This window comes from Paraburkholderia sp. MM5482-R2, assembly GCF_050436125.1.
Taxonomy (GTDB): domain Bacteria; phylum Pseudomonadota; class Gammaproteobacteria; order Burkholderiales; family Burkholderiaceae; genus Paraburkholderia; species Paraburkholderia tuberum.
This window is the reverse complement of record NZ_JBNDLP010000003.1, coordinates 801477-814444: the sequence shown is the minus strand read 5'-3', so window position 1 is coordinate 814444 and position 12968 is coordinate 801477. Positions and strand designations below refer to the sequence as shown.

Below are 12968 nucleotides of genomic sequence, written 5' to 3'. Positions count from 1 at the left end.
CCGTGTACGTTGCTGTTTTGCGCCTAGATACCGACCATGCCGTCCAGGACCGAGAGGGTCCTGACATTGCGATACCACATCTCCAGCGGAAAATCTCTCGTGAACCCGTGTCCCCCGAGCATCTGAAGGCCCTCGTCGGCAACCCACATCGCGTGCTTGTTCGCGTAGATTTGCGAAAGGCACGAGAAGCGCGTGGCAGAATTCCGACGGTCGAGGGTCGATGCCGCCCGCCAGTACATCCACCGCATGCATTCGAGCTTCATGTGCATCTCGGCGATTCGGAACGCGATGACCTGCTTCTTGGCAAGTTCCGAACCGTGGGCAACGCGCTCTTTCGTGTAGGAAATGACGTAGTCCAGCACCGAGCCGCTAACGCCGGTCAGGATTGCGGAGAGTGACGCCCGGGATGAATCAACAAGGCGATTCACGATTTCGCCGGCAGCTCCTGGCAGCCGGTTGCTCTCGGGAATCCACACGTTGTTGAAAGCGATTTCGCCCGCGGCCAGCCCGCGCAATCCCAGCGTCGCATGGCGCTTCTTCACCTCGAGCCCGGCACAACCAGCATCAATGATGAAAGCCTCTTCTTGACCACGCAGCAACGCGACGACGAGAAAGTGCTGGCTGGTCTCGGCGAATGGCACGAAGCTCTTGACGCCAGTGAGCACGTAGCCGTCGGTCGCCTTCTCGGCTTTCATACGCAGCTTGGTACGGTCAAAAGCTGGGGTCGGTTCGACGAGCAGGACGCTCGCCGCATGGAACCTGTCGTCACCGAACAGCGAACGAAAACGCTCGACCTGTTCAGGCGAACCGAACTCACGGATGGCCGCCGCGAAGCCAAGCGACGAAGCAACGGCCGCGGCAGCAGATGCATCGCCGCGCGCCAGTTCTTCAAGGATAAGTGCGCCCATCAGCGCGCCACCCTCTTCGTCATCCGATTCCAGACGCGATTGCACGACGCCGAGCGACCACACCTGCTCCAGGGTTTCAGGCGCGAACTGCGTAGCATCGTCCGCCTGCCGAGCTTTCGGCGCGAGCACCTCGGCCGCGAACTCGCGAGCAGTCGACTGCGCGATTGTCTGCTCTTCAGTAAGTTCGAAAGAAATCATGATTTTTCATCCGTGTCTTCATGTTGGGGCTGTTTTCATCATTGCTCCTGCTGTAGGTCAATATAGGCATCGTTAAAACAAGCGTCAAGAACAAATGACTAAATCACATGTTCCTATAAACCCCTATTTGCACGGCGATGCGAAACCGCTCACTCTCTTGTTTCGTGGGGCTCGCTGCGGTGCAGTAGAATCCTGCAACCGACTCAGGCGCTGCACATTAGGCGCCCAGCAGATGGACCGCCCTATTTACTACGTCGCTTGTTCCGCGGTGCCTGTGGCCCATAACTTTGTTAAACAGATTGGCTTGATGGAAACCAGTGACCGAATCAAACTTGCTGCTGTGCGGCTCTTCGCGCGACTTGGCGTTGAAGCCGTGACGGTCCGTGACATTGTTGCGGCAGCAGAACTTAAGAACCCAGGCTCGCTGAATTACTACTTTCGCTCGAAAGAGGAACTGATTCGTCAGGTCATAGTCGACGCGATGGGTCAGGCCAACGAAATCTGGGGAATGCGGCTCAAGGCCATCGAGGACCGGGGTGGTCCTACGGCCTTGCGCGAAATCGTCGAGGCGCTTGTGACCTGGCCACTCTCCGAGCCGCTCGACGGCAGCGTATCTCATACCGCTCGATTCCTCGCGATGGCAGTTCAGACGCGAAGTCAAATGGTTCGTTCGCTGACGCGCGAGATGCAATACAAGGAATACGACCGCGCAATTCTCTATATCCGACGGTTCCTCAAAGACCTGCCGGAAGACGTCATCGCACAGCGAGTCATCTTCTTTTTCTGGTCGCTCACGGGATTCTTGACAGCGTACGAGGCATACGTCGACTCAGAGGCGAACTCAGAATCGGTCTGGCACAAGGTTGACCCCTTCGGGAATTTCGTCGATTCCATGGTCGGAATGCTCACGGCACCGGTATTGACGTCAATTTCGACTCCAGCAAAGGCCAAGCGTCAGCCCTCAACGAAATCAAAAACGTCGAAAAGGCCGAGAGGCAATCTGAAGCGCGCCTCCGATGTATAGAGGAGACACGAGGCGCTCGACCAGGGGGCCAAGAACGCCACTGAGCGCGACGGAGAGACGGATTATTTGTTTCTGCCCTGCGTTCAAGGACATAAAAGGGGAGCCGGGTACGCAAAGCTTGAAATTGACCCGGCCGGAAACTGGACTGCAGACTGTCTGGCAAGGCGGGTAGAGGTGGTCACGGCTCGCTATCTGCCAGAAGGCGACGGTATCAGGCCCCATGCTTTCAGACATCTCATCGCCAGAGACCATTTGAAGCGCCACCGGCAGGATTACATGACGGTGGCACAACTGCTGCACGACACCTTGTCCAGTGTGATGGACGACAGGCGCGCGTTTGCCGAGCGCTCCATCGTTCAGCACCGTTCGATGTTCGCCCGCTTCCATCGGTATCTCGGGAGCCGTGGCATCACGGTGATGGACTTCAGCACTGACCACGTCGGCGGCTTCTTCGCTGACCTCGCTCGCGACTGCGAGCCGGGTACGTCGACGCGCCTGCGCTATCTGAAGCTGATGGACCGGCTCTCGCGCCACCTCTTGTTGCTCGGTCTGCGCACCGACAACCCTGCTGCAAACCTCCTGCCACGCGAGCATTGGCCAGACGATGAACCGTTGCCGGTATTTCTCTGGCCGGACGAAGATGCGCGCCTTCAGGACGTCTGCCGCGCGGCGACGTTCGAGTCGTTCAAGGAACTGCGTAATCGGGCGATCGTCGCGCTGCTGCTTGCCACTGGCATCACGGCGGCCGAACTCAGCGCGCTGACCGTGGACGATCTCGACACAGGACGATCAAGAGCCAGTGCCTTCGTCAGAAAACGCGGGCCGCGCATCGCGCGCCGCGTGCCCGTCGACGCGTTCGCGCTCGAGATCGTGCGGAAGTACGCGAAAGCGCGCGCTGCGCTGCCGGCGCCGGACGGTCTCCTATTCATGGCAACGGCAGGCGGCAAGCCCATGAAGCCCGCCACCCTCGGGCAGTGCGTTCGGAGTGCGTTACGCGCTGCCGGCGCTGCGGCGGCCGACGAAAGTCCCCGGTTGCTGCGTAATACGTATGGTCGCAGGCATCTCCTTGAAGGCAAGACCAACGAACAGGTGAGTAACCTGATGGGCCTGTCCAGCCACAGGACGGCTACGCGGTTGCGCGAGACTATTTCCAATGCCGGTGAGATGGGCGGTCAGCAGAGAGAGAGGACGAGGTCGGAAGCGCCGCATAGGCTGCGTACGTCCGGGGCGGTTCCTTGACTTTGGCCACCGACGAGTAGCCTGGTGTTAGAACCGTACACGGGGTACGGCCACCTTTCCGGGACTCAGCCATGATCTATAAAAGCGCGCTCAAGGACATCATCTACCCGGCGCAGAACCGGGACCCCGCGTCACGCGATACCGCATAGCGCTCACGAAAAATTCCAGGCTGGTCCGCGCGATCGTTCACCTCATAGCCAACGAGCCCACGCGGCCGCAGCGCACCGAGTTTCTGAACGCTCTGGACGTCATTCTGAACAAGATCATTGGAGTGGAACTGACGGGCGTGCGCCACGACTGCATCCGTCTTGTGGTTCAGGCCGATACGCAGATGATCGACTATCCGATCACTTACAACGCGCTGGAATTCAGGCGTCGTCGTGATCTCGTGAACCAGCCGGCGACGACCGCGGATCAGCCGATCCATATCCGCTCGTTCGATATCGTCGGAGGTGCCGTCGCCTTCTACGTCGATCGCGAGGGCGGCAAGCCCGTCAGCGCCGGCCGCGATCTTCACCAGCATTACATAGCGTGTCTGACGCTCTACAAGCGTTGCAATCTGGCTGCCGCCGCTGCCACACAGGAGGTCTCCCTCCCAGTGCCCCGGCACCGCTCGGTCTTCCACAGTGGCGGGGCGCTCACGGATTGATACCGCGTCACGGATCCTGCCGTGATCGTCCGTTTTCTGCGTGTGATGGCGCGAGCGCCGCATGGCCCGGGTGCGCCGTAAATGCTCCAGCAACTCCTTCTTCAGTGCACCCCGTGCCTGAATGAAAAGACTGCGATAGATGGTCTCGTGTGACACGTGGTAGTCCTCGCTGCCTGGCCAGGCGCGTTTGAGCCATCCAGCAATCTGCTGGGGCGACCACTGCAACCGGAGCTTGTTGGCCACGATATGAGCCAGCATCCGGTGCTCGACCAGTTTGCAGACTTTCGGGCGCAGCGACCGATCCCATGCAAGCTGGTCGGCGTGGCTGGCCCGATAGCCGGCCTGCCCACTGTTGCGCTTGATCTCGCGACAGATCGTGGACGGTGATCGCGACAGTCGCCGGGCGATTGACTGAATCGAATCGCCCGCGACGAGGCCTCGCGAAATCTCCTCGCGTTCGGCAAGCGTCAGCGCCAGCCTCGATCATCGGCGTGGCGCAGGCTGGATTCCTCCAGTTTGCGCCAGAATTCCCTGTACTGACGAGTGATTGCGGTCAAATAGCTGGGCGATGTGCTGCACGCAACCGCTCCCACGACACGACCAGGCTTGGAGAGGCCGTAGCGATTAGCGCGCGCTCGTTCCGTCAATCGCGGATGGGCCTCGAAGAAAATCTCGATCTGTCGGGCACTCGTCTGGCCAAGACCCGGGATCGCCGCCTCTTTATTAAATTAGCAAGTCAAACGACCGATTCAAGGTTGGAGTTCAATCCGTCGTCAGTCGTCAGCGCTTACTCCGAGCGTAAGCGCATCCTGACCCGGCTTCGTGGTCGCGGCTTTGGGTGCGCATATGCCCTCTTAGTGTTTTCCCCAACCAACAAACGCTTGAATCCAAGTCACGTGACTTATATTATCGGTCACGTGACTTGGTTTTGCCGTCCCGCTAATGATGTCGTCCGCGCGGGGAAGTGAACCGAATAGGTTTCACATGCGGCAGCGACGACGAGAGCAACATCACCACGACTCTTGGAGACTTCTAAATGAACGCTGGCAGTGCTGTAAATCGCGCCCCCAAAACAGCCGTTGTAACGGGCGGTGCCGGAGCAATGGGCTTTGCCATCGCAAAGCGATTGCACGAGACGGGAATGACCGTGCTCTTGCTCGACAAGGATTCCCGAGTCGAGGAACTGGCCGCCGAACTGGGCGGCGCGACGAAAAGCTCGAGGGGATTTCAGGTCGATCTGTCGAGCCGCGAGCAGGTCGAGCAGTTCATAGCGACGGCAATCACCGAGTTCGGCCCGTGCGATGTGCTGGTCAACAACGCGGGCATCAATCTCGACAATCCGGACGGCTCGAAGATGTTCACCGAGGACATCGACAACGCTAGCTGGGACCTCATGATGAACGTGAATCTGCGCGCGCCGTTCCTGCTGTGCCGCGGCTTCATTCAAGGCATGAAGGAGCGCGGTTGGGGCCGCATCGTGAATATCGCGTCCCGCGCGGGTCGCACCTACATTCCGGCGAGCAACGCACACTACTCGGCGTCGAAGGCCGGGCTTATCGGCATGACGCGGATGCTCGCGGGCGAATGCGGGCCGTTTGGCATCACCGCGAACTGCGTCGCACCCGGGCGCATCACGTCTCCGCTGGCCGATCGCCAATCGCCGGAAATCATCGCGGAATCCATGAAGAATATTCCGCTCGGGCGGGTGGGAACGCCGCAGGAAATCGCCGAAACGGTCGCCTTCCTGTGCTCGGACGGAGCCGCGTACATCACGGGTGTGACCGTGGATGTGAACGGCGGCGCGTTCATGGGTTGAACCTGCTCCATTGGATAGGACAGCGCACTGTATAGGCAGCAAATAGGATACCTAATCATGACAAAACGACTGCAAGGCAAAATAGTTCTCAACGTCGGCGGCGCGCGCGGAATCGGCGCGGCCGAATCGAAGCTCTTCGCGAGTGAAGGCGCGATCGTGTTCATCGCCGACATACTTGATGAACGCGGTGAAGCGCTGGCACGGAGCATTGTCGAGGAAGGCGGCGAAGCGCATTACTTTCACCTCGATGCGCGACGCGAGGAGGACTGGACCCAAGCAATCAGCCATATCGACGTTGCCAAGGGCAAGCTCGATGTGCTGGTGAACAACGTCGGCATCAACGATCGAAACTCGATCATGGCCACCACACTGGCTGACTGGAACAACACGCTTGAAACGAACGCGACCACGATGTTCCTCGGCATTCGTTCAGTTGTACCGCTTATGCGTCGGGCAGGCGGCGGTTCCATCATCAATATCGGCTCGACGTCGAGCGTTACCGGCACGCCCTACGCCGCCTATAGTTCCAGCAAATGGGCGATGCGAGGACTGGGAAAGATCGCGGCCCGCGAGTTCGTCGGCGACAAAATTCGCGTCAACACGGTTTGCCCGGGTTTCATCCAGAACGAGTTTAACGAGGGGCAACCTTATCTGGAAGCCCTGCGCGAAAGCGTTCCGATGGGCCGCGCCGGCTCCTCGGACGAGGTCGCTCACCTCTCGCTATATCTCGCATCGGACGAAGCAGCCTACGTAACGGGCCAGGATATCGTCATCGACGGCGCCCTCAGCATGCCCACTTACGTTCTCAGCACCTTCGCGGGCAAGTAAGTCGTTCCACCCCTGCATCCGACCCGTCTGCCAAAAACGGACGGGTCGTTTCATATCCAGTGTTGCAAAGATCAAGAAGGCCACAAGGGGACAAGCATGACCACTCCGTTAACCGCATCAGACACGGCAGGCAATCCGGCAGGCAGTCCGTGGCGCTATGTTATTGCCGGATTCTTCGCACTGGTATTTGGCGTCAACATCGTGCCGGTGATGTTCAATCTGCTAGGCGCGCCGCTGACAGCGGAATTTGGCTGGACGCGTCCGCAGATTTCGACCGGGCTCGCGGTGTTCACCTTCTGCGACGGCCTGAGCATGCTTGCCGTCGGCGCGCTCGTCGACAGGAAGGGCATCAAGTCCGTGGTGCCGATGGCCTTCGCTTTCGGCGGCGGCCTCATTTTGCTTGCGTTCACGCCGCCACAGATTGAGTGGATGTATGTGCTGTGCGCGATCATCGGCTTCGGTGCGGGCGCGGTTGCGCCGACGGTCTATTCCATCGTCATCACCGCATGGTTCGATGCGAAGCGCGGTCTCGCACTCGGCATCTTGAACGTAGGCCTCGGGCTGTGCGGCACGTTGATACCGTTCTTCCTCTCCTATCTGCTCAAGAACGGAGGCTGGCGTGGCACCGTCATCACTGTCGGCGGTATATCGATGGCTCTTTCGCTGATCAACCTTGTTTTCGTGCTTCGCATGCCGGCCGGGTGGGAGGGCGAGCGACGCAATGCGCGCAGCCACGGCAAGCTCGCGGGCGCTTCGCTCTGGACGCTAGCGAAATCGAAGCACTTATGGTTGATCGCGCTTTCGATCTTTTTCGTTTCGGCTGCCACCTACGGCCTGCTGTCGCAAATGGTCCTGGTCACGGTCGATAAGGGTATCGTCATGTCGGTTGCGTTGACCGCCTTATCGACCATCAGCCTCAGCTCGGTCTGTTCGCGGATCGTCGTCGGCGCCCTGCTCGACCGAGTCTTCGCGCCGTTTCTCGCGGCGGCTATCTTTGTATTTACCGCGGCCGGCGTAATGCTGCTGAATCACACGAACGACGTCTGGGGTATCTATCTGGCTGCTTTGCTCGTGGGCGTGGGCCTCGGCGCCGAGGGCGATATCGCGGCCTATATCCTGAGCAGATATGTTCCCAAGGCGAGCTATGGCCGCGCCTTCGGCCTCGTCATGTTCCTGTTTGCGCAAGGCGGCGGCCTCGGAGTCTTTGTGCTTGGAAAGTCATATGGCGCGCTCGGTTCGTACACGGCGGCATTGTATCTGATCGTTGCGTTGGTTCTCGTGGCAGCGTTGTTGATTGCCGTAGTCGGGCCTTATAAATATTCCGTCGACCAACAACACTAAAGAAATTTCACGTTGTGCAGTCGCAACTACAGTATCGATGAAATCGAATTGGATTATCGAACCGGTTGCATCAACTGCGATACATGATTTCGCTCGAATAGCAATGCCTTAACGAATCGGCTTGCCCGATAACTTAACAAGCCCAGATCATTCGAAGATCAATCAAACGAAGCAATCAATAGAAATCGGAGACAGTATGAATCGCAAACGCGCCCTCCTCATGGGCACAATGCTGGGGACGGTCTGTTCGACATCGCAGGCACAGAATAGTGTCACCTTGTATGGAGTGCTCGATCAAGGTATTCAGTATCAGACTAATGCAGGGCCCGGGAAGCGCGTGTGGTTCGATTCGCTGTCCGGCATCGTCGGCAGCCGATGGGGCATGACAGGCGAAGAGTATCTCGGCGGCGGCATCAAGGCGCTTTTCACGCTCGAATCAGGTATCAGTCTCGGAAATGGGCAGTTCGGTCAGGGCGGAACGGAGTTCGGCCGACAAGCGTTCGTCGGCTTGGGCAGCAAGGATTATGGCCAGCTGACGTTGGGTCGGCAGTACGACATGATCTGGTACTTCCCCGAGCCGCTGACGGCCAACGCACTCGTGGGTGCATCGGTCACGGCCCACCCGGGCGACTTCGACAACGCAGGCAATACCATACGCTTCAACAACGCCGTGCGCTACATGAGCCCAGACCTCCGCGGAGTCACGTTCGGAGCGGAATACAGCTTGGGAGGGGTGGCCGGTGATTTTACGTCCAAGAGTGGCTACTCGGTCGGCGCGGGATACGCGAACGGTCCATTCAAGATCGCGGCGGCTTTCGACTATTTCAAAAATCCCACGTCGACACCCGGCACGGGATTTTTTACGGCGAATGCAAATGGCGCGTCTCCGCTCGCCTTTTCACTAAACAAGGCGTACGTCACCGCGCAGGCTTACCAGTCCGCAGTCGTCGGCGCGAACTATGCGATCGGCAGCTTCACCGTCGCCGCTTCATACTCGAACGTGCAATATGCGAATCTGGGCGCTTCATTCAACAACGGCACCGCGGTCTTCAATAACTACGATCTCGGCATCAGCTACCGTTTCACCCCTTTTTTGTTCGCAGGCATCGCATACGACTACATGAATGCGCGCGCGGTGACCACATCGAGCGGCAGTATCGTCGGAAATCAGCACTACAATCAAATCGGCTTTCTCGTCGATTACTTCCTCTCGAAGCGTACCGATATTTATGGCGGCGCAGGATGGCAACGTGCATCCGGCACCTCGTCAGTGGGAACGCGGGCAGTGGCGAACATCGACAATCAGGCCGACTCATCCAACAACAAGACTGTGCTGGTTCGAATCGGCATCCGGCACAAGTTCTGATCGTCACGAATCACCGGACGAAATTTCGTCCGGTGATCCCGAACATCACTAGTAGTTTTCTAGAAACAAATCCGCCGGAAGACCGCTCAGCCACCGGTCGGCCGCGTCACGATTGTTGCGTCCATGCCAACGCTGCTTGACATCGAAGACCAACAATCAAGTTCGCACATGGATGGACGTCCATTCAGGGGAAGAACAGCTATCGACTAAGGCGGCGTATCGTCCTCGGGGAACATCGCGAGGCGCACGCCGGACAGTGCCGGGCTAAGCGCGCTGGCGCGTCCTTCCGAGAACGCCAATAGTTCGGACAGGATGTCGTCGAGCTGATGGCGAACCGCTGAAGGCATGGCGTTCGACTGGGCATCCGGGTTCGCGAATGCGTGCTCGACATCCGACAATATCCGCTTCAATTTTTCGGCCGATGACGGCGGAAGAGTTCGCGATAGCCGCCGGTTATCGATGGCATTGGCGCCTACGCGCAGCGCCTGAAGCACGCTTTTGTCTAGTCGATACGCATGTGCCTCATCGATGTTCGAAAGCCGCGACGACACGAGATAAAAGCGGTCGAGCATCCTTCGAACGAAATCCGTCCGAGCCTTCGTGGAATAGGCCGCGCGGCCCGAGGCTTGCAGCACGCGAATCAGGTCCTGTCTGGCAGCTTGCTCGATCCGGCTCGCGCTCCAGTGCGAAGATCGCGCCCGCATGATGCTCATGATGAAGGCGGTCAGAAAGACGCCGACCAGAAGGGCTAGCCCGGAACTGAGCGTGGAGGCGAAATCACCGACATATTCATTATTTAATTCGACGAGCGTCGACACGTTCGTTGAGGTGACCATGCCGACGAAATTCGTGGACGGGCTGGCGATCAGCAGACCGAGCCAAAGAAACGCGGGTGCCATGAAGAGCGCGGCCATTTCAAATGTCGTGGCCGCCGGGAGTATCGCGGTTGAGTAGACGAGGCTAATGATCACCGCGACGAGCGCGAACTTGCCAAACTTCATCATCGACGGCAAGGGGCTGTCCTGAGTCGCGAAGAACGAACATGCGACGGCGGCAATCATCGGAACCGAGAGGCACCGTCGGCCCAACCGGTGCAAATCCACACGAGGCACCCGGCAAGAATCGACACCACGGCCGTTGCACAGGAAAGAAGGGCTAGTCTGCGATCAATGTGACGCTGGAATCGGAAGTCCCTGTGTTGCTTGAACTGCTTGCCTCTATCGTCGGGTTGCAACAGACGCTCGCGATACGACTCGCAGGCTCGCATGGCTTCGAGCAGTTCGCGAAATCGCTCGATGAGACCGAGGAACGGCAGCCGACTGTGTGCGTCGGCCGCCAACTCGTCACTGCGAATCTCCATTACCTCTTCGTACAGGCGTTTGAGCGTCGGTGAGCCCGTCTCCTCGTCCAGATACGCGTTCAGTGAGCCGATAAAGACGGACAGCCTGACGGGAAGTTCCAGATCTTGCGCGCGCAGGAAAGCGAGGCGATCGTCGATGGATGCCAGAATCGGATGCAGCCGCTCGAGGTTCCATTGCAGCGAACGAAGCGTCGTCTCCTTGTCGCGCCATTCCGAGCTGTCATACGCGAGGTTCGACAGAAGCGAATCGAGATCGACCGGATGCTTCGCAATCGAACTCATAGTCGGCGCAGCACCTGCTGATAAAAAAGCCGACTGTCGAAGCACATCGGCCGCCCAGCGCTTGCTGTCATGTAGCCACGCATCGACACGCAAGCGTACTGCATCGATTACGCTTTTTGGAAACACGAGGCCATGTACCAACGCGCTGCATACCACCGCCAGTGTGATTTCCTCGACACGCACGATGGCGGTGTTGAAGATATTCTCGGGTTGATCGACACCAGGAAAAGCGATGAACGCCACGCTGTAACCGGCGAGCATGAAAACATAGCTGCGCGGCGAGCGATCCTGCAACGAAATGTACAGGCAGCCCGCCACCCACAGCGCGAGCGCGAGACAAAGCAACTCGCGCGTCTGCACCAGGGCCGGAACCATCACAACTGCCGCCCCCGCACCGAGTATCGTTCCGGCCACGCGATACAGCGACTTCGACGCGGTCGCGCCGGCGAAAGGCTGCGACACGACGTACACCGTGGTCACGGCTCATCCGGGTCGGTCGAGTCCGGCAGCGAGCGCAATGAACATGGCGAGCAGCGCGGCACCGTAGGTTTTAGCCGAAAATACCCACGCCTCGCGATCCGGGAAATTCATCAGTAAGGCGTCAGCACTGCGCCGCCGCACACCGAAATCACCTGCCCGGTCACATACTGAGACAGATCGGTCGCAAGGAACTCCAGCACGTTGGCGCAATCTTCCGCCACGCCGAAGCGCCGCAACGGAATGCCAGCCATCTCGTCCGCGGTCCCCACGCCGCGCTCCAGCGCTTTTGCAGCGATGCGCGCCGTCATCATCAGGCCGGGCGAGATGCAATTGGCGCGAATGCCGAACGGACCAAGTTCGGCGGCGAGATAACGCGTGTAGGTCGTGACAGCGGCCTTGCTTGCACCGTATCCCGAGAGCTTGCCGCCCTTGTACGTCGTGATTCCGCTTTGCGCCGATGTATTGACGATGACTCCGGACGCCCGCCGCTTCATGACCTGAGCGACGGCTTGACAACAAAACACCGCGCTCATGTAGTTCAGATCGATAAGAAAGCGCGTGTCTTCTTCAGGGATTTCGCTTGCGGCGCTGCGTTCGGCGGGTGTAACTGCGCCGCCCGCGTTGTTGACAAGGATATCGATGCTGCCGAATTCGGCGAGGACATTCTGCACCATTGCGTCGACCTGCCTGCGATCGGTCAAATCGGCAGCAATACCGATGCTTCTTCATCCGATCGCTTTCACTTCATCCATCACTGATGCCGCGCTTAACGTCTCGCCGAATTCGCGGGCGGCATTGAGATCGATATCTACCACCGCGATATCGGCGCCGAGTTTTGCGAGGCATAGCGCATAAGAACGCCCCAGGCCCCGCGCTCCGCCCGTGACAATTGCGACCTTTCCGGTGAGTTTCATCGTAGTCTCCGCTTTCACAATATTTCGAACACGCTGTACACCGGCCCCGTGCTCAGGCGGTGACCCACGCCGACAGCAAGCAAGTGATTCAACCACTCATACTTTCCACGCGGCGCTTCAAACGTAGGCCCAATTCGGAAGTAATAGCTCGCGGGATCGACATCGTCGCCCTGATCCATGAGGGTCCTGATCTTATCCGGCATATGGCGGATACCGTAATACGACATTGCGATATGCTCGCCGTCGTCCGTCTTCAGAATGAGGCGCGCATCGAGCGTCGTGCTGCCGTCGCTGCGCACCGAAAGCAGGTCGCTCGAACCGTCCAGAACTTCGCCGGCGATGCGCTCGCCTTTGAACGCACCCGAGGACACCACGCCGATACGGCGATCCGGCCCGACTGTCTGGCCCACGACAATGGGCGGTTTCACCGCTAATTGAATGATAAACAAGGGTGCGGCTTTAAGTGACTGCAATGCGGCTGGAAGTTCATGTGTCAATGGCGGACGAGTCATCGGCAACCTCAGGAAATTGAATCAAGGTGATTTGAATGTTGCGGAATGGCG

10 protein-coding genes and 2 pseudogenes are annotated in these 12968 nt (G+C 58.9%); 6 read left to right on the top strand and 6 right to left on the bottom strand.

The annotated features are described in order from the left end of the window. Nucleotides 1–23: 23 nt before the first annotated feature. Nucleotides 24–1106: an acyl-CoA dehydrogenase family protein gene (locus tag OKW37_RS25865; protein WP_429402603.1), complete on the bottom strand. Its 1083-nt coding sequence runs from the start codon at nt 1104–1106 to the stop codon at nt 24–26. A 232-nt stretch (nt 1107–1338) separates the two neighbouring features. Here OKW37_RS25865 and OKW37_RS25860 point away from each other — a divergent pair, with 232 nt between their 5' ends. Together OKW37_RS25860 and OKW37_RS25855 are read left to right on the top strand one after the other, a co-directional pair. Beyond that, on the top strand, nt 1339–2130 hold the full coding sequence (locus OKW37_RS25860) for a TetR/AcrR family transcriptional regulator (protein WP_429402602.1): 792 nt from the start codon (nt 1339–1341) through the stop codon (nt 2128–2130). Nucleotides 2131–2304: 174 nt separating this feature from the next. Continuing rightward, entirely contained in the window at nt 2305–3369 is a 1065-nt protein-coding gene (locus OKW37_RS25855) for a tyrosine-type recombinase/integrase (RefSeq protein ID WP_429402601.1), read from the top strand. A 505-nt stretch (nt 3370–3874) separates the two neighbouring features. Here the strand turns inward: OKW37_RS25855 and OKW37_RS25850 are convergent. After that, nucleotides 3875–4597: pseudogene (locus OKW37_RS25850) on the bottom strand (IS30 family transposase); the annotation flags it as partial. Nucleotides 4598–5054: 457 nt separating this feature from the next. Here OKW37_RS25850 and OKW37_RS25845 point away from each other — a divergent pair. From OKW37_RS25845 to OKW37_RS25830, 4 genes are all read left to right on the top strand, one after another. After that, nucleotides 5055–5834 (top strand): SDR family oxidoreductase, encoded by a 780-nt coding sequence (locus OKW37_RS25845; RefSeq protein ID WP_429402600.1) that lies wholly within the window; start codon nt 5055–5057, stop codon nt 5832–5834. A gap of 57 nt (nt 5835–5891) precedes the next feature. Continuing rightward, complete coding sequence (locus OKW37_RS25840) at nt 5892–6662, top strand: SDR family NAD(P)-dependent oxidoreductase (RefSeq protein ID WP_429402599.1); 771 nt, start codon at nt 5892–5894, stop codon at nt 6660–6662. Between the two features lie 96 nt (nt 6663–6758). Beyond that, on the top strand, nt 6759–8003 hold the full coding sequence (locus tag OKW37_RS25835) for an MFS transporter (protein WP_429402598.1): 1245 nt from the start codon (nt 6759–6761) through the stop codon (nt 8001–8003). 220 nt (nt 8004–8223) lie between these two features. Next, the gene (locus OKW37_RS25830) at nt 8224–9369 is read left to right on the top strand and encodes a porin (RefSeq protein ID WP_429404280.1); all 1146 of its coding nucleotides are present in this window, start codon (nt 8224–8226) and stop codon (nt 9367–9369) included. A gap of 206 nt (nt 9370–9575) precedes the next feature. Here the strand turns inward: OKW37_RS25830 and OKW37_RS25825 are convergent, their stop codons facing one another. The 4 genes and pseudogenes from OKW37_RS25825 to OKW37_RS25810 form a co-directional block, all read right to left on the bottom strand. After that, on the bottom strand, nt 9576–10430 hold the full coding sequence (locus tag OKW37_RS25825) for an FUSC family protein (protein WP_429402597.1): 855 nt from the start codon (nt 10428–10430) through the stop codon (nt 9576–9578). Beyond that, nucleotides 10427–11482 carry an FUSC family protein gene (locus OKW37_RS25820; RefSeq protein ID WP_429510057.1) on the bottom strand — a complete coding sequence of 352 codons (1056 nt, stop codon included), beginning with the start codon at nt 11480–11482 and terminating at the stop codon, nt 10427–10429. Before OKW37_RS25820 ends, OKW37_RS25825 begins: the two co-directional genes overlap by 4 nt. 119 nt (nt 11483–11601) lie before the next feature. Next, nucleotides 11602–12405 (bottom strand): annotated as a pseudogene (locus tag OKW37_RS25815) (SDR family NAD(P)-dependent oxidoreductase). Between the two features lie 14 nt (nt 12406–12419). Further along, nucleotides 12420–12917 carry a DUF3237 domain-containing protein gene (locus tag OKW37_RS25810; protein ID WP_429402595.1) on the bottom strand — a complete coding sequence of 166 codons (498 nt, stop codon included), beginning with the start codon at nt 12915–12917 and terminating at the stop codon, nt 12420–12422. Between the last annotated feature and the right edge of the window lie 51 nt (nt 12918–12968).